This is a genomic window from Photobacterium sp. Hal280, from assembly GCF_037162255.1.
GTDB lineage: Bacteria > Pseudomonadota > Gammaproteobacteria > Enterobacterales > Vibrionaceae > Photobacterium.
This window is the reverse complement of sequence record NZ_JARLUO010000005.1, coordinates 2,573,737-2,600,352: the sequence shown is the minus strand read 5'-3', so window position 1 is coordinate 2,600,352 and position 26,616 is coordinate 2,573,737. Positions and strand designations below refer to the sequence as shown.

The 26,616-nt window shown below is 53.1% G+C and carries 20 protein-coding genes, 1 tRNA gene and 2 pseudogenes; 20 read left to right on the top strand and 3 right to left on the bottom strand.

The features are described 5' to 3' along the window. Positions 1-51 precede the first annotated feature (51 nt). From P4S53_RS21220 to P4S53_RS21175, 10 genes and pseudogenes are all read left to right on the top strand, one after another. Positions 52-128 (top strand) — tRNA-Met (locus tag P4S53_RS21220). Between the two features lie 263 nt (positions 129-391). Continuing rightward, positions 392-846, top strand: a pseudogene (gene rimP / locus P4S53_RS21215) (ribosome maturation factor RimP). 22 nt (positions 847-868) lie between these two features. Next, complete coding sequence (gene nusA, locus P4S53_RS21210) at positions 869-2,356, top strand: transcription termination factor NusA (protein ID WP_337114255.1); 1,488 nt, start codon at positions 869-871, stop codon at positions 2,354-2,356. A gap of 23 nt (positions 2,357-2,379) precedes the next feature. Further along, the gene (gene infB / locus P4S53_RS21205; protein ID WP_337114254.1) at positions 2,380-5,097 is read left to right on the top strand and encodes a translation initiation factor IF-2; all 2,718 of its coding nucleotides are present in this window, start codon (positions 2,380-2,382) and stop codon (positions 5,095-5,097) included. Positions 5,098-5,188: 91 nt separating this feature from the next. Continuing rightward, a complete protein-coding gene (gene rbfA / locus P4S53_RS21200) occupies positions 5,189-5,590 on the top strand; it encodes a 30S ribosome-binding factor RbfA (RefSeq protein ID WP_027253067.1) in 402 nt (133 codons plus the stop codon). Further along, positions 5,590-6,549, top strand: coding sequence for a tRNA pseudouridine(55) synthase TruB (gene truB, locus P4S53_RS21195; RefSeq protein WP_337114253.1), 960 nt, complete (start codon positions 5,590-5,592; stop codon positions 6,547-6,549). Before rbfA ends, truB begins: the two co-directional genes overlap by 1 nt. 137 nt (positions 6,550-6,686) lie before the next feature. Next, complete coding sequence (gene rpsO / locus P4S53_RS21190) at positions 6,687-6,956, top strand: 30S ribosomal protein S15 (protein ID WP_027253065.1); 270 nt, start codon at positions 6,687-6,689, stop codon at positions 6,954-6,956. 295 nt (positions 6,957-7,251) lie between these two features. Then, on the top strand, positions 7,252-9,363 hold the full coding sequence (gene pnp, locus P4S53_RS21185; protein WP_027253064.1) for a polyribonucleotide nucleotidyltransferase: 2,112 nt from the start codon (positions 7,252-7,254) through the stop codon (positions 9,361-9,363). Between the two features lie 148 nt (positions 9,364-9,511). Continuing rightward, complete coding sequence (gene nlpI, locus P4S53_RS21180; protein ID WP_337114252.1) at positions 9,512-10,426, top strand: lipoprotein NlpI; 915 nt, start codon at positions 9,512-9,514, stop codon at positions 10,424-10,426. Between the two features lie 81 nt (positions 10,427-10,507). Continuing rightward, positions 10,508-10,870 (top strand): hypothetical protein, encoded by a 363-nt coding sequence (locus P4S53_RS21175; protein ID WP_337114251.1) that lies wholly within the window; start codon positions 10,508-10,510, stop codon positions 10,868-10,870. Positions 10,871-10,944: 74 nt separating this feature from the next. Here P4S53_RS21175 and P4S53_RS21170 read toward each other — a convergent pair whose 3' ends face one another. Continuing rightward, a complete protein-coding gene (locus tag P4S53_RS21170; protein ID WP_337114250.1) occupies positions 10,945-12,300 on the bottom strand; it encodes a GntP family permease in 1,356 nt (451 codons plus the stop codon). A 317-nt stretch (positions 12,301-12,617) separates the two neighbouring features. On the opposite strand from P4S53_RS21170, the pseudogene P4S53_RS21165 reads away from it, so the two are divergent. Beyond that, positions 12,618-14,157 (top strand): annotated as a pseudogene (locus P4S53_RS21165) (acyl CoA:acetate/3-ketoacid CoA transferase); the annotation flags it as partial. A 187-nt stretch (positions 14,158-14,344) separates the two neighbouring features. Beyond that, on the top strand, positions 14,345-15,292 hold the full coding sequence (locus tag P4S53_RS21160) for a LysR family transcriptional regulator (protein ID WP_337114249.1): 948 nt from the start codon (positions 14,345-14,347) through the stop codon (positions 15,290-15,292). Between the two features lie 16 nt (positions 15,293-15,308). Here the strand turns inward: P4S53_RS21160 and P4S53_RS21155 are convergent, their stop codons facing one another. Further along, positions 15,309-17,348 (bottom strand): putative bifunctional diguanylate cyclase/phosphodiesterase, encoded by a 2,040-nt coding sequence (locus P4S53_RS21155; RefSeq protein WP_337114552.1) that lies wholly within the window; start codon positions 17,346-17,348, stop codon positions 15,309-15,311. Positions 17,349-17,903: 555 nt separating this feature from the next. Between P4S53_RS21155 and P4S53_RS21150 the strand changes: the two genes are divergently transcribed. The 3 genes from P4S53_RS21150 to rimI are packed head-to-tail and all read left to right on the top strand — an operon-like array spanning position 17,904 to position 19,290. Continuing rightward, positions 17,904-18,413, top strand: a complete 510-nt coding sequence (locus P4S53_RS21150) for a GNAT family N-acetyltransferase (protein ID WP_337114248.1) — start codon at positions 17,904-17,906, stop codon at positions 18,411-18,413. Between the two features lie 27 nt (positions 18,414-18,440). Next, the gene (locus P4S53_RS21145; protein WP_337114247.1) at positions 18,441-18,842 is read left to right on the top strand and encodes a DNA polymerase III subunit psi; all 402 of its coding nucleotides are present in this window, start codon (positions 18,441-18,443) and stop codon (positions 18,840-18,842) included. After that, positions 18,835-19,290, top strand: coding sequence for a ribosomal protein S18-alanine N-acetyltransferase (gene rimI, locus P4S53_RS21140; protein ID WP_337114551.1), 456 nt, complete (start codon positions 18,835-18,837; stop codon positions 19,288-19,290). Before P4S53_RS21145 ends, rimI begins: the two co-directional genes overlap by 8 nt. Positions 19,291-19,292: 2 nt before the next feature. Here the strand turns inward: rimI and P4S53_RS21135 are convergent, their stop codons facing one another. Beyond that, on the bottom strand, positions 19,293-20,201 hold the full coding sequence (locus P4S53_RS21135; RefSeq protein WP_337114246.1) for a LysR family transcriptional regulator: 909 nt from the start codon (positions 20,199-20,201) through the stop codon (positions 19,293-19,295). Between the two features lie 108 nt (positions 20,202-20,309). Between P4S53_RS21135 and metE the strand changes: the two genes are divergently transcribed. From metE to P4S53_RS21110, 5 genes are all read left to right on the top strand, one after another. Next, positions 20,310-22,586, top strand: a complete 2,277-nt coding sequence (metE, locus tag P4S53_RS21130) for a 5-methyltetrahydropteroyltriglutamate--homocysteine S-methyltransferase (protein ID WP_337114245.1) — start codon at positions 20,310-20,312, stop codon at positions 22,584-22,586. 137 nt (positions 22,587-22,723) lie between these two features. Continuing rightward, entirely contained in the window at positions 22,724-23,281 is a 558-nt protein-coding gene (locus P4S53_RS21125) for an isochorismatase family protein (RefSeq protein WP_337114244.1), read from the top strand. A 127-nt stretch (positions 23,282-23,408) separates the two neighbouring features. Further along, on the top strand, positions 23,409-24,287 hold the full coding sequence (locus P4S53_RS21120; RefSeq protein WP_337114243.1) for a hypothetical protein: 879 nt from the start codon (positions 23,409-23,411) through the stop codon (positions 24,285-24,287). 23 nt (positions 24,288-24,310) lie between these two features. Beyond that, positions 24,311-25,453, top strand: coding sequence for a hypothetical protein (locus tag P4S53_RS21115; protein WP_337114242.1), 1,143 nt, complete (start codon positions 24,311-24,313; stop codon positions 25,451-25,453). A gap of 154 nt (positions 25,454-25,607) precedes the next feature. After that, positions 25,608-26,612 (top strand): 5'/3'-nucleotidase SurE, encoded by a 1,005-nt coding sequence (locus tag P4S53_RS21110; RefSeq protein WP_337114241.1) that lies wholly within the window; start codon positions 25,608-25,610, stop codon positions 26,610-26,612. Positions 26,613-26,616: the final 4 nt, after the last annotated feature.

Here is a 26,616-nt window from a genome sequence, read left to right as displayed (position 1 = left end):
TTACTTGAAAGAGTAACCTCTGAGGGATATAATCGCTCTCAGAATTACGGACGCGGGGTGGAGCAGCTTGGTAGCTCGTCGGGCTCATAACCCGAAGGTCGTCGGTTCAAATCCGGCCCCCGCAACCAACTTGGACGAAGGTTTGAGTTATTTTCTCAGGCCATCGATGGATTGCCGCCCAGATGAAATCGGCTCCATAACCGAGTTTTGAAAAACGACGATTCCCGGAACAGAATCGATTTTCGTTTTTCTGCTATAACCTTTAAGAGGTTTTAGCTATCAGGGTCCAGAGATAATAAACCCCGTAATTCGGGGTTTTTTATTATCTGAAACATGACCATTCAGGTATCTACTGGGCTTTAATGCCCTTTTTTGTTTCCAGGGGGTTGTCTTGACCGCTTTAGAGATGCAACTAACTGAACTACTGGAAGCGCCAGTTACTGCCTTGGGCTATGAACTGGTGGGTCTGGAGTTTATTCGTGCGGGTGAACATTCCACATTGCGTGTGTTCATTGACCACGAGAACGGTATCACAGTCGATGATTGTGCCGATGTGAGCCGTCAGATCAGTGCAGTGATGGATGTTGAAGATCCGATTACTGTTGCTTATAACCTGGAGGTTTCTTCCCAGGTCTGGATCGTCCGCTGTTCAGAGCGGCACATTATGAGCAGTTTATTGGCCACGAGGTCAGCCTGGTCCTGAAAATGGCGATGAATAATCGTCGTAAGTGGAAAGGTGACATTGTTGCCGTTGACGGCGAGCTGGTCACGTTGAACGTGAAAGGCGATGAAGAAACCTTTGCGCTTAGCAATATTGCCAAAGCCAACCTGGTTCCAAAATTCTAACCGCTAAATTGGGGCATTAGAAATGAACAAAGAAATCTTGGCTGTCGTTGAAGCGGTATCCAACGAGAAAGCTGTTCCGCGTGAGCGTATCTTCGAAGCATTGGAGATTGCACTGGCAACAGCAACAAAGAAAAAGTACGAAGCTGAAATTGACGTGCGTGTTGCGATTGATCGTAAAACGGGCGACTTCGATACTTACCGTCGCTGGAAAGCCGTGGACGAAGTAACGGCGCCAACTCTGGAAATTACTCTGGAAGCCGCGCAGTATGACGATGAAACTGTAGAGCTGGGTGATTATGTTGAAGAGCAGATCGATTCTGTGACCTTTGACCGCATCACGACGCAAACAGCAAAGCAGGTAATCGTACAGAAAGTGCGTGAAGCTGAACGTGCACAGATCGTTGAACAGTTTATCGATAATGAAGGTGAGCTGATCACGGGTGTGGTTAAGAAAGTTAACCGCGATGCCATTATTGTTGATCTGGGTAACAACGCTGAAGCTGTGATTCTGCGTGAAGACCAACTGCCACGTGAAAACTTCCGTCCAGGTGACCGCGTACGTGGTCTGCTGTATGCTGTGCGCCCTGAAGCGCGTGGTTTCCAGTTGTTCATGACTCGTTCCAAGCCTGAAATGCTGTCTGAATTGTTCCGCATCGAAGTCCCGGAAATCGGTGAAGAGATGATTGAACTGATGGGCGCTGCCCGTGATCCTGGCTCTCGTGCCAAGATTGCAGTAAAAACCAATGACAAACGTATCGATCCTGTCGGCGCTTGTGTTGGTATGCGTGGTGCGCGTGTTCAGGCGGTATCCGGTGAACTCGGTGGTGAACGTATCGATATCGTACTGTGGGACGAAAACGCCGCTCAGTACGTTATCAATGCCATGGCACCGGCTGAGGTGAGCTCTATCATCGTTGATGAAGACAACCACACCATGGATATCGCGGTGGAAAAAGACAATCTGGCGCAGGCCATTGGTCGTAGCGGTCAAAACGTTCGACTGGCATCTGTCCTGACCGGCTGGGAACTGAATGTGATGACTGTGGAAGATCTGCAGAAAAAGCACCAGGCCGAAGCGCAGGCGTCGATTGATCTGTTTGTTAAGTACCTGGAAATCGATGAAGAATTCTCGATTGTCCTGGTTGAAGAAGGCTTTACCAGCCTGGAAGAAGTAGCCTATGTACCTGTTCAGGAATTAATGTCAATTGACGGCCTGGACGAAGAGACGGTTAACGAATTGCGTAACCGTGCGAAAGAAGCACTGACCACTATTGCCCTTGCGCAGGAAGAGTCTTTGGATGGGGTTGAACCTGCCGAAGACCTGCTGAGCCTGGATGGTATGGAACGCGAACTGGCATTCAAACTGGCCGCTAAAGGTATCTGTACGCTGGAAGATCTGGCTGACCAAGGTACTGATGACCTACTGGACATCGAAGGCCTGAATGAAACCAGCGCGGGTGAATTGATCATGGCTGCCCGTAATATCTGCTGGTTCAGCGACGAAGCATAATTAATTAGCAAGGGAGGAGCAGCATGTCAGAGGTTTCAATTAAGGCACTTGCCGAAGAAATCGGTACCCCGATTGATCGTTTGCTTCAACAGTTTGCCGATGCTGGTATCAGCAAAAAAGCTGAAGACAGTGTCAACCAACAGGAAAAAGAGTCTCTGTTGAGCCACCTGAAGAAAGAACACGGTGGTAACACTGACGAGGCACCGACACGCCTGACTCTGCAACGCAAGACCCGCAGCACACTGAGTGTATCGGGTACAGGCGGAAAGAGTAAAAACATTCAAGTAGAGGTGCGTAAAAAGCGCACCTATGTCAAGCGTTCAGCCCTTGAAGAAGAGCAGCGTGCTGAAGAAGCACGTAAGGCTGAAGAAGAAGCCAAGCGTGCTGCCGAAGAAGCAGCGAAACGCGAAGCTGAAGAGCGGGCTAAACGTGAAGCTGAAGAAAAAGCGAAGCGTGAAGCGGAAGCAAAACGCTTAGCAGAAGAGAAAGCCCAGCAGTCAGAGAAGCAAGCTAATCGTGATGCAGTGGATGCCAATCCACGTCAGGCAGAAGAGAAAGCGAAACGCGCTGCTGAGCAACAGGCTAAAAAAGAAGCTGAAGAACTGCAACGCCGCCGGGAAGAGGAAGCCAAGCGTAAAGCCGAGGAAGAAAGTCAGCGTCAGCTAGAAGAGGCACGCAAAATGGCAGAAATCAATGAAAAGAACTGGTCGAAAAAGGACCAGGAAACAGGTGCTATGGAACAATCAGACTACCACACGACTACCTCTACCTATGCCCGTGCGGCGGAAGATGAACAAGACCGCCGCGAGGAAGAATCTCGCCGCCGTGCTAAGAAGAAAAAAGCCGCCAGCGGTCCTAAGGGTGATGAGCCGCGTGAGCGTGCGATGCCTCAACGTGGCGGCCGTAACCAGCGTGGTCGTGGCAAGCAGCAGATGAGCAAGCCGACGTCAATGCGCCATGGTTTCGATAAAACAGCCACTGTAGCGAAAGCTGATGTTGTCATCGGTGAAACCATTGTCGTTGCTGAACTGGCCAACAAGATGGCGGTGAAAGCGGCTGAAGTTATCAAAGTGATGATGAAACTTGGCGCGATGGCCACGATCAACCAGGTGATTGATCAGGAAACCGCTCAGCTGGTTGCTGAAGAAATGGGCCACAAGGTTATCCTGCGTAAAGAGAACGAGCTGGAAGAAGCCGTACTGTCTGATCGCGACGAGAATCTGGCTGTTGTCCCTCGTGCTCCGGTTGTGACTATCATGGGTCACGTTGACCACGGTAAAACATCTACGCTGGATTACATCCGTAAAGCGCACGTTGCGGCAGGCGAAGCCGGTGGTATTACCCAGCACATTGGTGCATACCACGTTGAAACCGATAACGGGATGATCACCTTCCTGGATACCCCTGGACACGCCGCGTTTACCGCAATGCGTGCCCGTGGTGCACAGGCGACGGATATCGTTGTCCTGGTGGTTGCCGCAGACGATGGCGTGATGCCACAGACGATTGAAGCGATCCAGCACGCGAAAGCGGCAGGTGTACCGCTGATCGTTGCGGTGAACAAGATCGATAAAGAAGATGCTAACCCAGACAACGTGAAGAACGAGCTGGCCCAGTACGACGTGATGCCGGAAGAATGGGGCGGCGAGAACATGTTTGTTCATATCTCTGCCAAACAGGGTACGAACATCGATGGTCTGCTGGAAGCGATTCTGCTGCAAGCGGAAGTGCTGGAACTGAAAGCCGTTTCTGAAGGCATGGCGAAAGGTGTGGTGGTTGAATCGCGCCTGGATAAAGGCCGTGGTCCGGTTGCGACTGTACTGGTTCAGGAAGGTACGCTGCGCAAAGGCGACATCGTTCTGTGTGGCCTGGAATATGGTCGCGTCCGTGCGATGCGTGATGAGCTGGGTCGTGACATTGAAGAAGCGGGTCCGTCTATCCCGGTTGAGATTCTGGGTCTGTCTGGTGTCCCGTCTTCGGGTGACGAAGCGACGGTTGTCCGTGATGAGCGTAAAGCGCGCGAAGTGGCACTCTACCGTCAAGGTAAGTTCCGCGATGTGAAACTGGCCCGCCAGCAGAAAGCCAAGCTGGAGAACATGTTCTCTAACATGACTGCAGGTGAAGTGGCTGAACTGAATGTTGTACTGAAAGCCGATGTACAGGGTTCTGTGGAAGCGATTGCCGATTCACTGCGTAAGCTGTCAACGGAAGAAGTGAAAGTGAACATCGTCGGTTCCGGCGTAGGTGGTATCACTGAAACTGACGCCGTACTGGCTGCCGCGTCTAACGCGATTCTGCTGGGCTTCAACGTCCGTGCGGATGCGTCTGCGCGTAAGACCATCGAAGCTGAGAACCTGGATCTGCGCTACTATTCCATCATCTATCAGCTGATTGATGAAGTGAAAGCAGCGATGGGCGGCATGCTGTCTCCTGAGTTCAAGCAGGAAATCATCGGTCTGGCTGAAGTGCGTGATGTGTTCAAATCACCGAAACTGGGTGCGATTGCCGGTTGTATGGTTACCGAAGGTACCATCAAGCGTAACAACCCAATTCGTGTCCTGCGTGATAACATTGTTATTTACGAAGGTGAACTGGAATCACTGCGTCGCTTTAAAGATGACGTACAAGAAGTGAAGAACGGTTACGAATGTGGTATCGGCGTGAAGAACTACAATGATGTTCGCGTTGGCGACCAGATTGAAGTTTTCGAAATCGTTGAAATTCAGCGTACGCTGGATTAATCAGGTTGCTCGCTGACCTGGAATGAACACTGGGGAGCTTCGGCTCCCCTTTGTGTCGAGGTAGGCGGCCGACTTTTAGAGAGAGAATCAAATGGCTAAAGAATTCAGCCGTACACAACGTGTTGCTCAGCAGCTGCAAAAAGAGCTGGCAGTGATTCTGCAACGCGAAATTAAAGATCCCCGTATTGGCATGGCGACAATTTCCAGTGTGGAAGTCTCCCGTGATATGGGATATGCCAAAGTGTATGTCACCTTCCTGACGATCGGTGAACAAACACCGGAAGACAGCCTGGAAGCGTTGCGCGAAATGGCACCTTACATCCGTTCGCTGCTGGGTAAGCAAATCCGTCTGCGAGTGACACCTGAGTTGAACTTTATTTTTGACCAGTCACTGACCGAAGGCATGCGTATCTCCAACCTGGTCAGCAAGGTTGTTCGTGATGACGAAGCACGCCGCGTTGACGAACCGAAGGACGAAGGTGAGGATAACTGATGGCACGTCGTCGTAAAGGGCGTCCGGTAGACGGGGTTCTGCTGCTGGATAAGCCGGGCGGCATCACTTCCAATGATGCCCTGCAAAAAGTAAAACGTATCTTTTTTGCGGAAAAAGCAGGCCACACCGGCGCTTTGGATCCGCTTGCGACGGGTATGCTGCCAATCTGCCTGGGAGAAGCGACCAAGTTTTCCCAGTTCCTGCTGGATTCCGATAAGCGTTATCGGGTCATCGCCAAGCTGGGCGAGCGTACCAATACCTCGGATTCGGATGGCGAAGTGGTCGAAACCCGTGACGTGAAGGTCGACCGGGGTCTGCTGGAGCGCTGTATTGCCAAGTTCCGCGGGACAACCAAGCAAATTCCGTCTATGTTCTCGGCGCTGAAATATCAGGGACGCCCGTTGTACGAATATGCCCGTGAAGGCAAAGAAGTCCCCCGTGAGGCCCGCGATATCACAGTGTATGAAATCTCACTGCTGCGCTTTAGCGACAACGAAGTTGAGATGGAAGTCCATTGCTCCAAAGGCACTTATATCCGCACGATTGTGGATGATCTGGGCGAGATGCTGGGCTGCGGCGCACATGTGACTTATCTGCGCCGTATCGGTGTCTCTAAGTACCCGTTAGACAAAATGGTCACGCTTGAGCAGCTCGAAGCGCTGCTGGAGCAGGCCAAAGCGCAGGATATTCAGCCGAAAGAGTTGCTGGACCCGCTGCTGTTGCCAACCGACTCCGCGGTACAGGATTTACCGGAAGTGAATTTATTGCCGGGTGTCGCCAGTTATGTGCTCAACGGTCAGCCCGTTCAGGCCGGTCGTGTGCCTGATGCCGGGACCCTGGTGCGGCTGACGGCCGGTGAGCAGCGTGATTTCATCGGTGTGGGTGAAATCAATGCCGAAAACATGGTGGCACCTAAGCGTGTGCTGGCCAATCGGGACCAGGCTGACCAAGAGAAATAAGCCGCTCAGCGGCCTGTCCGGTGAATTAGATTCCGCTTGCGGCCTTTCGGACAGGTGCGTATAATTCGCGGCTCGGGTGTCGGCTGAATCAGAGATTGGCTGGCACAAATTTTACTATTTTGTATTAGGAATGAGTTATGTCTCTGAATGCAGAAACTAAAGCAACTATCGTTGCTGAATACGCGCAAGGCGCAAACGACACGGGTTCACCTGAAGTTCAGGTTGCACTGCTGACTGCACAGATCAACCACCTGCAAGGTCACTTTGCAGAGCACAAAGGCGATCACCACAGCCGTCGTGGTCTGCTGCGCATGGTTTCTCGTCGTCGTAAGCTGCTGGACTACCTGAAAGGCAAAGATCTGGGTCGTTACCAGTCTCTGATCGAGCGTCTGGGTCTGCGTCGCTAAGATTGCTGGAAGAAAGGAGCCGATTGGCTCCTTTCTTTTTTGCATCTACCGGTCGGAGATGCCAATCTCTGACAGGAAAGTTGTTTTAAAACGGTACTGAATAGCGTTCACGAGTCGTTTTCGTCGACCTAGAGGTCGCGGCTATTGACAGAGGCTGCCCAAACCGGCTTTTGCCATTAGTCGCGATGCGTGAAATGTGCTTTAAAGTACCCCACTTCACATGACGCTTTTTGCTGTGTCGGATATACTTACAGACGCAAATAGAAAAGCAGATCAATATTTTAAGGAAATTCACGTGAATCCTATCGTTAAAACCTTCCAGTACGGCAACCATACCGTAACACTGGAAACCGGTGTGATGGCGCGTCAGGCGACTGCCGCTGTAATGGCTAGTATGGATGACACTTCCGTTTTCGTTTCTGTTGTGGGCAAAAAAGAAGCGGTAGAAGGCCAGGACTTTTTCCCTCTGACTGTGAACTACCAGGAGCGTACTTACGCTGCCGGTAAAATCCCGGGTGGTTTCTTCAAACGTGAAGGCCGTCCTTCTGAAAATGAAACCCTGACGGCCCGTCTGGTAGACCGTCCAATCCGTCCGCTGTTCCCTGATGCGTTCAAAAACGAAGTACAGGTGATTGCGACTGTGGTTTCTGTGAACCCGGACGTTAACCCAGATATCGTGACCATGATTGGTACCTCGGCCGCTCTGGCTATCTCAGGTATTCCTTTCAACGGTCCAATCGGTGCAGCCCGTGTGGGTTACATCAATGACCAGCTTGTGCTGAACCCAAGCAACAAAGAACTGGCTGAGAGCCGTTTGGATCTGGTTGTTGCCGGTACAGACAACGCCGTTCTGATGGTTGAATCAGAAGCAGACCGTCTGACTGAAGAGCAAATGCTGCAAGCGGTTGTTTTTGGTCATGACCAACAACAAACTGTGATCAATGCCATCAAAGAATTCGCCGCAGAAGTGGCAACCCCAGCGTGGGATTGGGTAGCTCCGGCCGTTAACACCGAGCTGAAAGCACGCGTGGCTGAAAAAGCAGAAGGTCGTCTGACAGATGCTTACCAAATCACTGAGAAGATGGCACGTTACGAGAAAGTCGGCGCTATCAAAGCTGACGTGGTTGCTGAACTGCTGGCGGAAGATGCCGCACTGGATGAGCGCGAAATCCGCGACATGCTGGGCTCTCTGGAGAAGAACGTAGTTCGCAGCCGCATCATTGCCGGTAACCCGCGTATTGATGGCCGTGAAAAAGACATGGTTCGTGCGCTGGACGTTCGTACTGGTGTACTGCCACGTACGCACGGTTCATCACTGTTTACCCGTGGTGAAACGCAGGCGCTGGTTTCTGCCACTCTGGGGACCCAGCGTGACGCGCAGATCCTGGACGAGCTGACCGGTGAGCGTAAAGAACACTTCCTGCTGCACTACAACTTCCCTCCATACTGTGTAGGTGAAACTGGCTTTGTGGGTTCGCCTAAGCGTCGTGAAATCGGCCACGGTAAACTGGCGAAGCGTGGTATCAAAGCGGTAATGCCATCAGTTGACGAGTTCCCGTACACGGTACGTGTAGTGTCTGAGATCACTGAATCAAACGGTTCGTCTTCAATGGCTTCTGTCTGTGGTACCTCTCTGGCTCTGATGGACGCCGGTGTGCCAATTAAAGCCTCTGTAGCGGGTATCGCTATGGGTCTGGTGAAAGAAGGCGACGACTTCGTGGTTCTGTCTGACATTCTGGGCGATGAAGATCACCTGGGTGACATGGACTTCAAAGTGGCCGGTACGAACGACGGTATTACTGCCCTGCAGATGGATATCAAGATCGAAGGTATTACCAAAGAGATCATGCAGATTGCTCTGAACCAGGCGAAAGGCGCCCGTATTCACATCCTGGGTGTGATGGATCAGGCTATCAGCACTGCTCGCGATGACATTTCTCAGTTTGCACCTCGTATCCACACCATGAAGATCAACCCAGAGAAGATCAAAGATGTGATCGGTAAAGGTGGTGCGGTAATTCGTCAGCTGACAGAAGAAACCGGTACAACGATTGAGATCGAAGACGACGGTACAGTGAAAATTGCAGCTACCGAAGGGACTGCTGCGAAAGAAGCGATCCGCCGTATCGAAGAAATCACCGCAGACGTTGAAGTTGGCCGCATCTATACTGGTAAAGTAGTGCGAATTGTTGATTTTGGTGCTTTTGTTTCTGTTATCGGTACAAAAGAAGGTCTGGTACATATTTCTCAAATCGCTCAGGAGCGTGTCGAGAAAGTGTCTGATTACCTGCAAATGGGCCAGGAAGTCCAGGTCAAAGTACTGGAAATCGACCGTCAGGGCCGCATCCGTCTGAGCATGAAGGAAGCACAACCTGAGCAGGCACCAGCCGCTGGTGAAGATGCTTAATCCATCTGGATAAGCCTGTCTTCATGAAGTAATAAAAGTGGGGCTGTGATAGCCCCTTTTTTATACCAATGAACTATCAAAACCGAATCGCTACCTTTGGCTCATCACGTGTTGATGAGCGGCAACGGGTTCGCACGGGCAGGGGAGAATGGCATTGTTTGCAAAGAGGTGTAAGTACGTAGCCATTGCGATGGCCGTTATGTTGGCAGGGTGCTCAACAAGTACCTATTCCAGCTGGGAGCAACCGCTGATTGCGGTCCCGCTGCAGCCAACCATACAGCAACAAATCCAGTTAGCACGTATTGATCAGCTGCTGGGACGCAGTGATCTGAACGATGAAACCCGTTCGCAGATCTATTATGAGCGCGGGCTGCTTCATGATGGGATTGGCCTGCGTGATCTGGCCAGACTGGACTTTAACCAGTCGCTGTCTCTGTATCCCGCACAGCCTGATATTTTTAATATTCTTGGGGTGTATTTTACTCAGAGTGCGCATTTTGACGCGGCCTACGAGGCGTTTGACTCTGCACTGGAACTGGATATCAGCCATCCGTTTGCACAGCGAAACCGCGGTATCGCGCTGTATTATGGCGGTCGGTTTGACTTGGCCAAACAAGATTTACTGGCGCATTATCAGCAGGATCCCAATGATCCTTACCGTGCTATCTGGCTGTATATGGTTGAGCTGGAATCTGAGCCGGACAAAGCCAAACAGAATCTGCAGAACCGGTTTGACCGGGCAGAACGCGAAGACTGGGGCTGGAACATTGCCGGTATGCTGCTTGGTAGCGAATCGGAACAACAGCTGCTCGATGGCATCGTGAAAGACAGTGAAACCAATGAACAGATGGCGGAGCGTTTGACCGAGAGCTACTTCTATATGGCCAAGCGTTATCAGCATAACAACCAGTATGCCGAAGCGGTTCAGCTGTATAAACTGGCTTTAGCCGGCAATGTCTACGAGTTTGTTGAGCACAGGTTTGCGACTCTGGAGCTCAATCGTTTACTGGCGAGTTTGCAGGGTGAAGCCGATACCAGCGGCGACATAGGCGATGAACTTTAAGCCGCTCTGTCGCTGAGTTAAGAAAATACTGACCAGCTGCAATCACTATAGTGTTAGAAAGTGTGCTTGCAGGTGGCGGTTATGTTCAGGTTTGGTGTCGCTTTGACGTTCATGACAATGGTGGCGGTCAGCGCAGCCAAAGCACAGCAACTGGACTTCGTCTATTCGGTCTCCACGCCGGGCGAAGGCCGTCTGGTGACTGTCGATAACTACTGGTTGCTGGCATTCAGCCATACCTACGATATTCGCTTGCCTGAGCATGTCAGCCAGGGTGACAAAGTGATGATTGAGGTTAAGCAGGATGATCGCTGGCAGGCCGAACCCTTTACAGTCACAGCAATCAGTATTTTTCAGGATTTGTGTCGATTACACCGCCAGCATCCCAGTCTGGATGGCCGTTTTCCGTCAGATGCCATCTATATTCAGCCTTGCTACAGCGAATAACAGCGTCAAATCATCCAGAATACCGACGAATAACAACGCCCCGTATCATTCGGGGCGTTGTTGATCCGGGACGGTCAGACCAGGCCGGTACTGAGATGTACCACGATGACAGTAAAGGCCGCCATCAGCGGAATCGCCATCGTCACCACGGCAATATCCCCATAGCTCTGTCTGTGAGTCAGGCGGCAAACCGCCAGCAAGGTAATCACAGCGCCACAGTGCGGCAGCGTATCCAGCCCGCCTGCGGCCAGCAAGATCACGCGATGCAGTACTTCAGGGTTAATGCCGGTATTGAGAAAATCATTGCCCAGCAGGGCCAGTACCATACCGGTTCCGCCTGATGACGAACCAATAATCCCGGCAAGACTGGTCGAGGTGAGTGCCACTTTGAAGAGATCCGGGATATCAATGGCGGCTATACCGGCCTTGATAATCACAAAAGCAGACAGCGCGGTAATCACGGCCCCATAACCGACCTCAGAGGCGGTGTTGAAAATGGGCAGCAGAGAGCCCACTGAACCGTCGAAGACGTGCTTATTGGTATCAAACAGATAGCGGCGATAGCTCACCAGCATGAAGATAATGGCGACGGCCAGCGCGATAATCACAGGCCAGGTGCCGTTGATCCGCGTATCCAGCGTCTCATACTCGGCAATCACAGCAGGTGATTTGAAGTAAATATTGGTCAGCACAAAATTGATGACAAATACCATCAGAATCGGAACAAGTGCCATCAAGACGCTCGGTGTTGCTGCGCTGTCATCCAGTTCTTTATCACTTTCCTCATGGTCGCCATAGTTCTCACCCGCCGCAATGGCTTTCTGGGCGCGGTATTTGATCCACAATACTCCCAGTACCAGCATCATAGTCCCGGCCAGCAAGCCCAAGGCCGGTGCCGCGTAAATCGTGGTGCCGAACGGTATGGTTGGCATGGTGTTCAGGTACTGCGGCGTGCCCGGCAACGCCGTCATGGTAAAGGTGAAAGCGCCCAGAGTGATCGCCGCAGGCAGCAGGCGCTTAGGGATGCCGGCCGCGCGAAATGTGGCTGCACCAATCGGATACATGGCAAAGACCACCACAAAGAGTGATACGCCGCCGTACGTCAGCAACGCGGTCGCCAGCACGACAGACAAGATCGCGTGTTTGGTACCTAGATGCAGAATGATAAAACGTGATAAAGCACGGGCGGCACCCGATGCGCCCATCAGTTTGCCAAAGATTGCCCCGGCGATGAAGATGGGGAAGTACAGTTTGATGTAATTGGCAGCGGCGGGCATGAAGACATTAGACAGTGCATACAAAAAAGGGAAATCGCTGGTCAGCAGTGCAGCAGCCATGGCTAAAATGGGGGCGAGGATCAGCACTGAAACGCCTCGGTAGGCAAAGTACATCAAACCCACAAGCGTGAGCAGTATCACGGCAACATCCATATTCTCTCTCCGTTTCATGGTTATCGTTGTAACAGGTCGTTAACATCCTAGACTGCTCAGTCGTGATTGAAAACATCACTGGTCGGTCCAATTTTTAACTTCAGCGGTAAAGTGCGAGCGGCATCATGCTATACCAGGTGTAAATCGCAGCCCCTGTTTTAATTGATGATTATATTTTTTAATTATTTCAATATCTTACCACGTGCTTGCGGCTGGTTGTGGTCAGTTTCGAAAAACACAATTTCATCTGTAGCTATTAAAGCAAGGGGATGGGATTCATACACTTCAGGCAATTGCACGGTAAAAGGAAGTTGCGCATGGCAGTTACCCAACTTACGGCTGAAGAAGCCGCGGCATGGATCACCGACGGGCAGTCCGTCATGCTGGGGGGATTTATCGGTTCCGTGGTACCCGAGTCGATCATCAGGGCCTTGGGTGAACGCTACGACAGTGAAACCTCACCCCGTGATCTGACATTGATCTTTGCGGCCGGCCAGGGAGACGGACAAGGACGGGCGGCGAATCATCTGGCCAGACCGGGTATGGTGAAGCGAGTGATTGGCGGCCACTGGGGGTTGGTGCCCGACCTGCAAAAGCTGGCCCTGAGCAATGAGATTGAGGCGTACAACCTGCCCCAGGGGGTGATTTCACACCTCTTGCGCGATACGGCGGCCGGTAAACCGGGAACGATAACAACCACAGGGTTAGGGACGTTTGTCGATCCCCGGCTTGAAGGCGGCAAAATAAATGCCATAACCCGCGACGATCTGGTGTCTGTGCTGGAGCTCAATGGCGAAGAATACCTGTTCTACCAGCGCCTGCCGGTGAATATGGCGATTTTGCGCGGCACAACGGCAGATGAAAACGGCAATATCACGATGGAAGATGAGTGTCTGGTGGTGGAAAACCTGGCCGCAGCACAGGCAGCCCGTAATCAGGGCGGCAAAGTGGTCGTGCAGGTCAAACGGCTGGTGCCGGCCGGTACACTCGATCCCCATAGCATCAAAATTCCGGGCATTTTTGTCGACGCGATTGTGCTTTGCAACGATGAAGCAGAGCACATGCAGACCTTTGCCACTCGTTTCAATCCCGATTTTGTCGGACGGGCAGGTTCAGGCGAACAGCAGGCAAACCACAGGGATAGTCTGCCTGAGCAACTGGACGCCAAAACCCTGATTGCCCGCCGCGCCGTGCAGGAGCTGACGCCCGGTGCTGTGTTGAATCTGGGGATTGGCGTGCCGGAATACATTGCCATTGTGGCCGGCAAGCTGGGCATCCTGGATACCATGACCCTTACAGTCGAGCCCGGCGCTATCGGCGGCCTGCCGGCCAGCGGACTGGATTTTGGCGCCAGCGAGACATCCGCAAGCCATCATTACTCAGGATCAGATGTTCGATTTTTATGATGGCGGCGGGATCGATCAGGCCTTTCTCGGCCTGGCACAGTGCTCTGCCCGCGGCGATATCAATGTGTCCCGCTTTGGCGATAAATTACCGGGCTGTGGTGGTTTCATTAACATCAGCCAGCATGCGAAGTCTCTGTTTTTCTGCGGTACTTTTACCGCTGCTGGGTTAGAGATCGCCGTCAGGAACGGAGAGCTGCATATTCTGAAAGAAGGCCGCCAGAGTAAGTTTGTGGAGACCGCGGAACAAATTACGTTTTCGGCTTCACGGGCCATCCAGACCCGGCAAGCGGTGCGTTATATTACGGAACGCGCCGTGTTCCGGCTTGAGCCGCAAGGTCTGGTGCTGGAAGAAATTGCGCCAGGCGTGGATCTTGAGCGTGATATTCTGGCGCATATGTCATTCACGCCTGTGATTGATCCGGGCCTGACATTGATGTCAGCAGAGATTTTTCTCCTCAGTTTGGGCACAAAACCGTTTAAATCGCCGGATGTGGATCAGAAGACTGTGAAGCGAGTTGTAAGACGAGATGCCGGTGTTAGTGCAGCCAGGATTGCGCAGGCATTATTGAGGCTCATCACTCTCGGCCCTTGCCTGAAAAACATGGCCGGGTGGGCGTTCAAACCATAAGGAATGTGCTATGACTCAGTCACTGGTCGGGATTAATCCTCGCCAGCAACAATTAGATAAAATCGTGTTTTTTTGTTCGGTGATTCAGCATGGCTCGTTTCGCGAGGCCGCGGAAGTGTGGGGCATATCTGCTGCGGCGGCCAGCCGGTGGGTCAAGGAGCTGGAAGGGCTGATGGCCGTTGAGCTGATCAAGCGCAGTACCCGCCAACTCGTCCCGACCGATGCCGGAGAAATGCTGTATCGCCGTTTTTCTTCTCTGTTGCCGGAAATTGATACCATCTGTGCTGAAGTCGGCAGCATGGCAGATGAACAGCGGGGGATTATCAGTATCTCATCGACCCCGCTGTACGCGAGTTATTATCTGCGGGAAATCATAGCTGAATACATGGAAATGCATCCGCAGGTGAACTTTCGTTTGTTTATTGAAGCCGGGGAAACGGATCCGTTACATGTGGATTTTATTATCCGGGCCAAAGCCACCAACCGGGAAACGGAAGAGAAAGACTCTTTGCTGATCCGCCGGTTGTTGCTCAGTGAGCCGTTATACGCCTGCGCGTCGCCAGGCTATCTGGCACGGTGCGGCAGGCCAACGGAACCGGAAGATTTAAGAGATCACCGCTGCCTGTATGCCAGTTCACTGGTTGGCGGTAATCGCTGGTATTTCCGTTTAAATGGCATGAACCGCGCTGTGGCGATCAGCGATGCGCTGGAATGTGATAACAGTGAGATACTGCGCGATATGGCAATCAGAGGCGCCGGTGTCGCCTATTTGCCGCATTCTGTGATTAAGGATGCGCTGGCGTCTGGCGCATTAACTGTGCTTCTGACTGATTATGTTGCCAGCCAGTTTGATATCAATCTGTACTTTCGCCCCAGGCATCCAATGCCTGCTCGTTGTCAGGCGTTTAAGGATTACCTGCTGCGCAGGACAGAAGAGATTGTGGCACAGCAGGCGTGATGACTGTGCATCAGGCCTAAAATCTGCCGCGGAAGTTTTTCATCAGTATGGTTTCCAGATCATTCTTCGGCAGCGGGCGGAAAAAGTGAAAGCCCTGGATGAAATCGCAATTGAGATTGGAGAGCAGGGCGGCCTGCTGGCGCGTTTCCACACCTTCAGCGACGACACTCATATTCAGCGACTTACCCAGATTGATAATGTTTTCGATCAGGGTCAGCTGCTTAGGCACAGTTTCCAGATCTTTGATAAAGGCCCGGTCGATTTTGAGCTCGTCCAGCGGGAATCGGGCCAGATAGGACAAAGAGGAGTAGCCGGTCCCAAAATCGTCAATCGATAAGGCAAACCCCAGTTTCTTGATAGCGTTCAGCATTTGGATGGTGTGTTCGTTTTCACCCAGCATGGCGCTTTCAGTCAGTTCAAAAGTGATGTCATCCGGATTGACGCCTGTGGTTCGCTGCAAGTCTGAGACATACTGAATCAGGTTGGGATTACCAAATTGCTGGGGTGACAGGTTGATCGCGACCCGGCCCTGAAGGATCCCCTGCCTTTTCCAGTATTTCACTGTGGTGAAGACTTCTTTCATCACCACCTGGCCAAGCTGTTCAATCAGGCCTGAGCGTTCAGCCACCGGAATAAACTGGGCCGGGCTGATGTAACCTTCAATCGGGTGTTTCCAGCGTACCAGGGCTTCGGCGCCATGAATGGAGAAATCCCTCGCACTGACTTTGGGCTGATACCAGACTTCCAGGCCTTTGTTCTGTAAGGCTTTCTGCAGTTCAATTTCCAGCCACAACCGCATTCGTGCTTCTTTGTTCATGGTCTCGTCAAAGGTGACCAGACGGTTACGCCCGCGATTTTTGGCTTCATACATGGCAGTATCGGCATGCTGCAGCAGCAAGCGTGCATCACTGCCATTGCCCGGGTAGTTCACCATCCCGATTGAACAGGCCAGATGCTTGCTGAAGTGCATCAGGTCGAAGGGTTGGTTCACCAGGGCAATAATCTTTTTCGAGACCTGCTCACCAATTTCAGCATGGATGGGATCGGGCAGCAGAATGCCGAATTCATCGCCCCCCAGATGGCCGATCACAGCGTTCTCCGGCAACAGCTGACGCAGACGCTGGGAAATTTCCTGCAGCACCCGGTCGCCAATGTGATGCCCCAGGGAATCGTTGATGTTTTTGAAATTATCGATGTCCAGATACAGCATGACTAACGGGGTCTGCCGGTTGATCATCTGCTCCAGACGACGGCTGAATCCGTGGCGGTTATACAAGCCTGTCAGCGGGTCGGTATGAATCAGCTGTTCCACCTGTTCGGGTTGGACTTGTTGTGTCTGTGGCTGCTTGAGGACAACCAGACTGGCAGGCGAGCCAACGACCAGGGTGTCTTTCAGGGTCAGTGTCAGTACATTTTCAACCTGACATCTTTGACTGGTCAGGCAATGGTAGGCTTTGCCGTTGCTCAGCCCGGCCAGTTGATCACCAAAAGGCCGGTTGTTTCTGCTGTCGATTAATAGCTGCCCTAAATCTTCCCCAGTTATGTCATCCGGTGAAGCAAACCCCAGCAGCTCAGCGGCCATCGGGTTGGCGGACAGCACTTGATTTCTTTCGATCAGCAGGCAGCCATCAGACATCAGCTGACTGAGTTGGTTAAAGTGGTCTTCACGTTCAGCCACGGCATTGGCAAGGTGTAAGCGTTCCGAAGTATCCATCGCATGCAGAGCCAGGCCGGTCACTTCGCCGCTCTCATCGCGCAGTGGCGACACACTGAAATACAGGCAGGTGTGATGCCTGTGTTCATCGAGAATCACATCACCTTCTACGTATTCGCCGCTCAGGGCGCGTTCGTAGTAGGGCTGCAGGGTGTGGTAAAAGGTCTCACCGAGTATTTCGCGATCACGGCGTCCTACCAGTTCTTCCCGGCTGAGGCCGCTGAGCTGGCAGTAATGTTGATTGACCGCGACATAGTGGTGTTGCTTGTCCAGAATGGCGAACAGGAATGGGCTATTGCCTGTCAGTTGAAAAAACCAATTGTTGATGAATTCAGTCGGCATGGCGAAATTGTCTGTTACTGCTGACATCGCTCGGATGTCCCTTTCTGGCTAAGTCGTACCTGTAATATAACGTCAGAAAATGTCTGATTGTCAAAAAATCCTATTTTCATGAGAAAATTTTGATTTGAAATGTAAAAAAATGGATTTATTGACACCGGTTACAAAAAACCAGCCGGAGTAAACGAGATGTATGCATCTAAAATAATGTTTTAAAAGCAGATTATTTCAGCGGTTCATATTTGCAATTGTATTGGCGAGAAGAAGAAAAGTCCGGTTGGTTCGGTATGACATTGATTTTTCATCTGCATGTCTGCAACACAAATACGAATCAGCAACCTATTGACTGACCTGATTTCAGGCGGACGGTCCTAGTGTCCGTTGGGAAGGTATCATTACTATGAATCTGTGCGGATATCCTTTTTCAGCCTGTGCGTTGTGTCTGGCGAGAAAGGGGTTGTTATCACACTGGCCTGGCCGCAAAATAGGGCCGGCTAAATGTGGCGGATACCCGCCACATTCAATGACAGTCTGACGACTGTCTTTTCGAGGATAACTATGCTGATTCGAACTGAAGTGCCGGCGGACATTCTGACGATTGATGCCTTGCTGCGACACACATTTGATACTGAAGCGGAAGCGGATTTGGTCATGACCCTGCGTGAAAATGGCCATATGACGTTATCGCTGGTGGCATGCAATGATGAAGGTGAAGTGGTTGGCCATATCTTTTTCAGTCCGGTCACTGTCAGCGGGCAGGATTTAGGTTGGCAAGGGCTGGCACCGCTGGTGGTAAAAGCCGAATACCGCGGGCAGGGGATCGGCCAGACACTGATGCGCGAAAGTGCAGAAATACTGGCAGAGCTAGGTTACCCTGTGGTGGTGGTGCTGGGGGATCACAGCTATTACCGTAAAGGCGGTTATGTGACGGCGGCGGCGCATGGTTTGCGCTGTACCTGGCCGGTACCGGAAGAGGCTTTCATGGTTCAGGAATTACTGCCATCCACCCTGAGCGGTCATCATGGCCTGGTTGAATACAGCGCTCCTTTTTCCGCGCTCCCGGCCTGACAGAACATCAAAAGCGGTAAACACATCATGCAACAAAGAGACATACAGCTATTGCAGGAAATGGGACTGACCACCTGGCAAATCAGAAAGCCTGAGTGCTTTCCTGACTGGGTTCAGTCTGTGATTGATTTACCCGAATCCTGTCAATTGCTGTTGGTGACCGCCGATGAGATGGATGAACACGATGCCTGGTTGTTCGGCAATATTCTGCGCAGTATGAAGCTGAGCCCGGAGCAGGCATTCACGCTGCCGCCCCACGCCTTGTCTGAATTGGGTGAGCATCATCTGACCTGGTGCTGGTTTGCCGGTTGTCAGGGTGTTGAACCGTCCGATTGCCAGGTTCTGCACTCGGCATCACTGCGGCAGATGCATCATAATCCCGCCAGCAAGAAAGCATTGTGGCAGCAGATCTGTGCCTTCAATGATTGAATTCCTGCCAATGACAGCAGCCCACCTTGATGCCGTGTGGGCGATTGAGCAACGTGCCCACCCGTTTCCCTGGACAGAAAGCCAGATCAGAGAAACGCCCTCCCGTATTGCCCTGAATCTGGTAATGCAGATAGACGGCAAGGTTGCGGGCTACTGTTTTGGTCAGTCCGTGGCCGGTGAAGTAAGCCTGTTTAATCTTGCGGTTGATCCCGGTTGGCAGGGACAAGGGCTGGGCCGTCAGTTACTGGCGGCGTTTGTGGCGGCCGCCCGATCGGAAGGTGGGCAGGACATCTGGCTGGAAGTGCGGGCCAGCAATACAAAGGCCAGTCAGTTGTATCTGGCCGGTGGTTTCGAGCTGATCAGTCGCCGGCAAGACTATTACCGGGCCGACAGCAGTGTCAGTGCGCACGGCCGGGAAGACGCGCTGATCATGAAGGCCAGGCTCTGAGGTTACAGACCTGTCGGCTCTTTGTGCTCAGACAGGGAGTCTGCCAGGCGAATAAACGCACTCAGGTAATCAATGTCCAGATCCGTTTCCCGGATTCCCAGGTGAATGTGTTTGTGAATTCCCCTTTCGCCCAGTCGAACAGCCACGATCGGCATTTTCTCTTCATACTCTTTAGCCAGCCATTTCGGTAGCGCTGCCACCCCGCGTCCGGCCGCCACCATCTGCAGCATAATATCCGTTGTTTCAATCAGTTTATGTTTACGGGGGCTGCATTTGGCCGGTGTCAGAAACTGGCTGTACACATCCAGCCGACTTTGCTCTACCGGGTAGGTAATCAGGGTTTTATCCAGCAGCATGTCCGGCGCTATGTATTCCTCGTGAGCCAGCGGACTCTGCGCGCTGACCACCAGCACTTGCTCATAGTCGAACACAGGAATGTAACGGATACCGGGCCGGAGTAAGGGATCGGGCGTGACCAGCACATCGATTTCATACCCGAACAGTGCGCCCAGCCCGCCAAACTGGAACTTCTGTTTCACGTCGACATCCACATCTGGCCAGCCTTGCAGATAGGGATGGACCACTTTGAGCAGCCACTGATAACAGGGATGGCATTCCATCCCAATGCGCAGCGTGCCCCGCTGGCCGGAAGCGAACTGCTGCATCTGCACTTCAGCGTGTTCAAATTGCGGTAAGACCCGTTCCGCCAGTCGCAGCAGATAAAAGCCCGCCTGGGTAAAGTGCAGGCTTCGGCCGGATTTGCTCCAGACTGGTGTCCCTATCTGCTGCTCCAGTTTTTTCATGCTGTGGCTCAGCGCCGACTGGCTTAAATACAATGCCTCTGCGGCGGCCGTCAGCGAGCCGAGCCGGTGTACCTCGCGCAATATCGCCAGATGGCTCCTTTCTATCATGGTAATCCCTGACTTATGATTAGAATTCATTGGTTAATGAAATAATGCCATTTTTATTCATCACAAGATAGCCATAAGATGTCTTCAACAACCTTGGAGGACGTATAGATGGCTAAAATTCATAACTTAGGTTTCCCGCGCATCGGTGCGAACCGTGAACTGAAATTCGCACTGGAAAAGTACTGGAAAGGCGAAAGCAGCCAAAGTGAGCTGACAGCGCTGGCCGCCGGTTTGCGCCAGAAACACTGGCAGCAGCAGTCGGGGCTTGATCTGATCCCGGTCGGCGACTTCTCTTTTTATGATCAGGTGCTGGATACCAGCTTCACGCTCGGCCATATCCCGGCCCGTGTCCAAGATCTGGCTGGTGACGAGCTGGACAACTATTTTCGTGTAGCACGTGGCCGTTCGGCCAACGACAGCGGTTGTCACTGTGTGCATGCCGGTGAGATGACCAAATGGTTCGACACCAACTACCACTATATCGTGCCTGAATTTACCGCCGACACCCGTTTTGCGCTCAATCCAGAGCGCCTGCTGGCACAATTGTCGGAAGCCAAAGCGCAGGGTGTCGCCGCCAAACCTGTGCTGATCGGCCCTGTGACCTATCTGTGGCTTGGCAAGGAAAAGGACCACGCCAACAAGCTGGATCTGCTTGACCAACTGCTGCCTGTGTACGAGCAGCTGCTGACGCTGCTGGCCGACAAGGGGGTTGAGTGGGTGCAAATCGATGAGCCGATCCTGGTCACTGAGCTCTCTGCGGAATGGCAGGAGGCGCTGAGCAAGGCCTACCAGAGTTTAAATAAAGGTCAGGTCAAGCTTTTGCTGGCGACTTACTTCGGGGAGCTGAAAGAGAACCTGTCGCTGGCGGTCAATCTGCAGGTTCAGGGTTTACACTTTGATGCGGTGCGTGGCCGCAATGAGGTGGATGCTGTGATTGCCGCCCTGCCTGCTGACAAAGTGCTGTCACTGGGGGTGATTGATGGCCGGAATATCTGGAAGACTGATCTGAATGCCGTACTGGACTGGCTGGCGCCCATTGCCCGCGATTTCGGCGAGCGCCTGTGGGTGGCTCCCTCCTGTTCCCTGTTGCATGTGCCGGTTGATCTGAACAGTGAGCAGACACTGGATGCGGAAATCCAGTCGTGGCTGGCGTTTGCGCTGCAAAAACTCGATGAGCTGGCTGTGCTGGCCCGCGCCCTCAATGATGGCTGCGATTCCGTTTCTGCTGAACTGGCTGCCAATCAGGCTGCCATCGACAGTCGCCGTCAGTCCCGCCGGGTGAATCATCCTGAGGTGCAGACCGCCGTGGCAGCGATTCGCCCGCAGCTGGGCCAGCGTCAGAGCCCGTTTGCCGATCGCATCGTGAAGCAAACCGCGCACCTGAACCTGCCGCCGTTTCCGACCACCACGATCGGTTCGTTTCCTCAGACCGCAGAGATCCGTCAGGCCCGCCTGAAATTCAAGAAAGGTGAGCTGGATCAGGCCACTTATGTCAGCCAGATGAAGGAAGAGATTGCCCGCGCGGTGCGTGAGCAGGAAGCACTGGATCTGGATGTGCTGGTTCACGGCGAAGCGGAACGCAACGACATGGTGGAATATTTCGGTGAACAGCTGGACGGTTATGCCTTCAGCCAGTTTGGCTGGGTTCAGTCTTACGGGTCGCGTTGTGTCAAACCGCCTATTCTGTTCGGGGATATCAGTCGTCCGGCAGCCATGACAGTGGCCTGGACCCGGTACGCTCAATCACTGACCGAAAAACCGATGAAAGGCATGCTGACCGGTCCCGTGACCATACTGAACTGGTCTTTTGTGCGCGACGATCAGCCTCGCGCCGTCTCTTGTTATCAGCTGGCACTGGCCATTCGCGCCGAAGTGCTGGATCTGGAAAAAGCCGGAGTGAAAGTGATTCAGATTGATGAAGCGGCACTGCGTGAAGGGCTGCCGTTACGCCGGTCTGAGTGGCAGGACTATCTGAACTGGGCCGTGGAGTCGTTCCGCATCACGGCCAATGGTGTGGCCGATGAAACCCAGATCCATACCCACATGTGTTATTCCGAGTTCAACGACATTATTGCATCTATTGCCGACATGGATGCCGATGTGATCACCATAGAGACCTCCCGTTCCGACATGGAACTGCTGGATGCCTTTGATCACTTCAAGTATCCGAACGAAATTGGCCCGGGTGTCTATGATATCCACTCACCCAATATTCCGACCGAAGCCCAGATGGTGAAGCTGATGCAGCAAGCCGCAAAGCGTATCCCGGCCGAGCGGCTGTGGGTGAACCCGGACTGCGGCCTGAAAACCCGCCAGTGGGCTGAAGTGGTGCCAGCACTGCAAAATATGGTGGCTGCCGCCAAGACGCTGCGCGCTGACAGCTAAGCCGGCCTTCATCTTATTGTGTCCAGCCAGGGCTGCTCCTGATAACAGGGCAGCCTTTTGGGGGTGAACATATTCAGCGGGTGTGGCCGTATCGACACTATAGTGTATCGGTAAGCGAAATTTTAAGGAGTGGTGATATGCCGCTGACACAACTGGATAGTCGTTCGGCCTTGCTTGTGATTGATCTGCAAAAAGGCATCGTGGGGCTGCCTCTGGCTCACGATGCGGGGACCGTCGTGAAACATGCCGCCCGGCTGGCAGAGGCGTTTCGAGCTCATCAGTTACCGGTTGTCCTGGTGAATGTGGCAGGCAGTGCCCCCGGACGCACAGAGCAGCCCCGCACCGGAGGGACGCCTGCCAGCGACTGGGCGGAGCTGGTACCGGCAATGACGCCGCTGGCGAGTGATATCTGTATCACGAAGCAATGCTGGGGCGCGTTCAGCCATACCGGCCTGGCCGAAACACTCAGCGCCTTGTCCGTGACCCAGGTGGTGGTGGTCGGTATCGCGACCAGTATCGGTGTGGAATCCACCGCCCGTCAGGCGTATGAGCTCGGGCTGAATGTCGCTTTGTGTACCGATGCCATGACTGATGTAAATGTGTATGCCCACCATAATTCGCTGGAACGTATTTTCCCCCGTCTGGGTGAAACCGGAACCTGCGAGGAACTGCTGGCCTTGCTGGACAAACGCTAGCGCATCAAGGCTGGCTGATAGCGAACACCATGCTGGTATCGGCGAGCGTCAATTGCATAGTGTCATATAAGCTTCACAACCCTTGTTTATGCTGGCAGTAAAGGAACGAGTGTAAACGTAAACAGGCATGGATGCAGTCAAACGCCGGACAGGGCAATTCGCAAACCAATACGCGGCGCGGCTTAGCGCCTTGGCCGGACAACAGTGGCAGGGGCCAATCTTCTATCTGGCGGCTCAGTCGGCGATACTGCTGACTGTGTTGTTGCTGGTTTTTTGGGTTTTAGCGCCCGTAATGCCAGTGGCTGCTGTCGCTTCTTATAATCAGGTCTCTTGTGCTGATATCGGTGTGGCTTCGACTCAAAATGCGGGCCGGGAGCCGCTGCGGGTCTTTACTCCGGTACATCAGCTGGCACTGCCGATACTGAAAAAACTGTGTTCGCAAGCTGCCATTCAGAGCGCGTATGCTGATGTCAGCGTGTTCTGGCAGGCGCGCAGCGAGTTCGTTCCGGCGCAGATTTACAGTCAGTTCTACGATGTGATGTGGGGGCGGGATTACGTGCTGAACGGCATGAGCCCGAGCTATCTGGATTATTACCAGCCTCTGCTGACCCTGCCCGGATATGATGTCTACTGGTATGCCAATACCGCGGGTTTTCAGGGGAATCGCCATGACTTTGAGCAGCTTGAGGTGGGTCTGCTGGATGATCCCTTCAGCCTGTCCGGTTACCAGCTACCCATGAATCAGCTGAACAGCCTGCAGTTGGCGGCGGATTCGGTGCATATCGCTTTTTATCCGTCGCGGCAAGCCTTGGCTGAGGCATTGCTGGCCGGGCAGGTGGATGTCATTGCCGACACGAGTTTCAGTGCGCTGTTGCAATCTTCGGCAGTGCTGTCCAAAGTCAAAATTGCCAGCCAGGTATCCTCTGGTGCCTGGTATGTCAGCGATCGCGTATCTTCTCCTCAATCCTTAATCGCCATTAAAGACGGCTTATCGTCTTTGCGATAAAAGCGCTGCTCAGGTTATTCCCCATGAAACGAATTTACTGTTTGCCTCTGCTGTGGCTGGTGGTGCTCTACGCCCTGGCCATTGTACTGGCATCTTCCTTCGGCCGTTATCAGGAATATCGGCAGATCATCTCTGACAGGGTGCAGCCTGTGATGGCCGAGGCCTGGCAGGACAGTGCAGATTACCAGTTACCTGAAGCACTGGAAGCGATCCTGATCCGGCGGTTGGAAGGCGAGCTGGATGCGGTGCAGGGCAACTGGCTGTCGGCTCAGATCCAGCAATGTCACAGTCACCTTTACCGGTTTGGTGCTCAGGGGGAGCGGATATCATCAGAAAACAGCCGCTGGTTGCCCTGGAGCATGACCTGGCTGGTCGCTGCGCAGGGGGCGCAGCAAACCTGGCTGGCTATTGACTGCCGGATAAGGTTAGTGCCCTGGCTGAGCCTCAGTCTGGGGCTGGCACTGCTCACTGTGGCTGGCTGGCACCTTATCGGTCAGCCGGTCAAAGAAGAAGACAGAGTGCTGATGGCGCTTTTCTTACAGCCAGGTGTGACTGCAGACCAGCAGGACGGCATGATGAAACGCTCTGCAATCAAAGCGGGTGTGATCCATTTCCGGCAGACTTACCCCGACCGTCAGGTCAACCCGGCGATTTTGCGGGCGCTTATCAGCACGAACCGGGCAATATTCAGTTCGCCGCAGCAATGTGTGGTGTCTTTGCTGGCGCGTGCCAGCCAGCCCCCAGAGCTGCACTTTGATCTGACCGGCGGCAAGGTTCGGGTGACACTGGCAGGCATACCCCTGGCCTTGTCCGTCACACCGGCGTTGTACTTATTGTGGTATGCCGGCAAGCGGCGAGAACAAACAGGCGGCGGATGGGTCAGAAATCCGCCTTCCAACAAACCGGACCCTGTGCTGGCGCAGTCACTGCTTGAGCTGATGTATCGCTATGGCGGTCATGGCCGGGCCATTCGCGAGCTGGAACAGGCCGGACTGAAAGCCAAATCACTCGATCAGAACCGCAGCAAAATCAAAGAAGCGCTGTCAGCTATCACAGGTGAGGAAGCCGCGGAGGATTGTCTCTTTGAAAACAGGAAACCGGGCGACAATCCCCAGACCGAATACCGTTTGCAGATATCTCCGGAACAAATCACCATTGCAAAATGAATGATTAATTCATTGAAAATAAAAAGTTTTATTTTTTAGATATCTCTAATGCCGATCTGGTTTGCCGTGTCACAGAGTCGTCATGTGATTTCGCAACAGTAAGCGCACCCCCTGGTACAGGGAGGACGATGTTGAACTTACTGTAGGAATAACAATGAAACTCACAAAGGAAAAACTGCTGGCTGTCAGCCTGCTCTCTGCTTCTGTCATCAGCGCGCCCGTGATGGCCCTGAATATTGTGCTGACCAATGATGACAGCTGGAGCACTCAGAATATTCAGATCATGAAATCGGCCCTGTTGGCGGCCGGACATCAGGTGATTATGTCGGCGCCCTGCACAGGTCAGAGCGGCAAAGGCGGTGCCATGACCTTCCTGAAACCGGTCAGTGTGGATGAAACGAAAGCGGCACAGCAGGAATTCTGTGTCGGCGATACCGACACCCGTGTGGCGTTCGAAGATTATGCTGAAGGCACGCCTGTGATGGCTGTTCTTTATGGCATTGATGTGGCCGCGCAAACGATCTGGGGCAAGGCGCCTGATCTGGTGATTTCCGGACCGAATGAAGGAAATAACCTGGGGTTCATGAACAACAACTCAGGCACTTTAGGGGCAACCATGGTTGCACTGAGTCGTGGGATCCCGGCAATTGCCATCAGCGGCCATGAGAATACCGCGCATGACGCGGCTCAGTCCGAGCTGGTGGCAAACGCTGTGGTTGATGTGGTGGCCACACTGGAAAGCAGCCGTCCGGCCGGAGGCCCTTTACTGCCAGCCTATACCGGCCTGAATATCAATACCCCGGAAGAGATGTCGAATCATCTGGGCTACAAGTTTACTGATGTGGGCTGGAATGGTGGTGGTATGGAGCTGAAGTTCAGCAACGACCTGTCCAGTGATGCTGTGCTGATGGGCTATATGGTGCAGAAACTAATGGCAGGCGGCATGGATCAGGCAACAGCCGAGGCCACCGCGCAGGCGGCGATGCAGGGCAAGCAAGGGCTGTCGTTCGGTATGGGGGATGCCGGAGATGCCAACGCCAACTCGGAAGGCAATGCGGTGAAGGCGGGGTATATCACGATCAGTACCATAGACGGCAATGTCCAGGCGGCGCGTGCCAAGGTCGCCCTGACAGAGCAGCGTCTGCTGGATTTGAAGTAGGAGG

Bases quoted from the DNA above. Each gene is read 5' to 3' on its own strand.
- nusA (WP_337114255.1), top strand. From the start codon at position 869: ATGAACAAAGAAATCTTGGCTGTCGTTGAAGCGGTATCCAACGAGAAA.
- infB (WP_337114254.1), top strand. From the start codon at position 2,380: ATGTCAGAGGTTTCAATTAAGGCACTTGCCGAAGAAATCGGTACCCCG.
- rbfA (WP_027253067.1), top strand. From the start codon at position 5,189: ATGGCTAAAGAATTCAGCCGTACACAACGTGTTGCTCAGCAGCTGCAA.
- truB (WP_337114253.1), top strand. From the start codon at position 5,590: ATGGCACGTCGTCGTAAAGGGCGTCCGGTAGACGGGGTTCTGCTGCTG.
- rpsO (WP_027253065.1), top strand. From the start codon at position 6,687: ATGTCTCTGAATGCAGAAACTAAAGCAACTATCGTTGCTGAATACGCG.
- nlpI (WP_337114252.1), top strand. From the start codon at position 9,512: ATGGCATTGTTTGCAAAGAGGTGTAAGTACGTAGCCATTGCGATGGCC.
- P4S53_RS21175 (WP_337114251.1), top strand. From the start codon at position 10,508: ATGTTCAGGTTTGGTGTCGCTTTGACGTTCATGACAATGGTGGCGGTC.
- P4S53_RS21170 (WP_337114250.1), bottom strand. From the start codon at position 12,300: ATGGATGTTGCCGTGATACTGCTCACGCTTGTGGGTTTGATGTACTTT.
- P4S53_RS21160 (WP_337114249.1), top strand. From the start codon at position 14,345: ATGACTCAGTCACTGGTCGGGATTAATCCTCGCCAGCAACAATTAGAT.
- P4S53_RS21155 (WP_337114552.1), bottom strand. From the start codon at position 17,348: ATGCCGACTGAATTCATCAACAATTGGTTTTTTCAACTGACAGGCAAT.
- P4S53_RS21150 (WP_337114248.1), top strand. From the start codon at position 17,904: ATGCTGATTCGAACTGAAGTGCCGGCGGACATTCTGACGATTGATGCC.
- P4S53_RS21145 (WP_337114247.1), top strand. From the start codon at position 18,441: ATGCAACAAAGAGACATACAGCTATTGCAGGAAATGGGACTGACCACC.
- rimI (WP_337114551.1), top strand. From the start codon at position 18,835: ATGATTGAATTCCTGCCAATGACAGCAGCCCACCTTGATGCCGTGTGG.
- P4S53_RS21135 (WP_337114246.1), bottom strand. From the start codon at position 20,201: ATGATAGAAAGGAGCCATCTGGCGATATTGCGCGAGGTACACCGGCTC.
- metE (WP_337114245.1), top strand. From the start codon at position 20,310: ATGGCTAAAATTCATAACTTAGGTTTCCCGCGCATCGGTGCGAACCGT.
- P4S53_RS21125 (WP_337114244.1), top strand. From the start codon at position 22,724: ATGCCGCTGACACAACTGGATAGTCGTTCGGCCTTGCTTGTGATTGAT.
- P4S53_RS21120 (WP_337114243.1), top strand. From the start codon at position 23,409: ATGGATGCAGTCAAACGCCGGACAGGGCAATTCGCAAACCAATACGCG.
- P4S53_RS21115 (WP_337114242.1), top strand. From the start codon at position 24,311: ATGAAACGAATTTACTGTTTGCCTCTGCTGTGGCTGGTGGTGCTCTAC.
- P4S53_RS21110 (WP_337114241.1), top strand. From the start codon at position 25,608: ATGAAACTCACAAAGGAAAAACTGCTGGCTGTCAGCCTGCTCTCTGCT.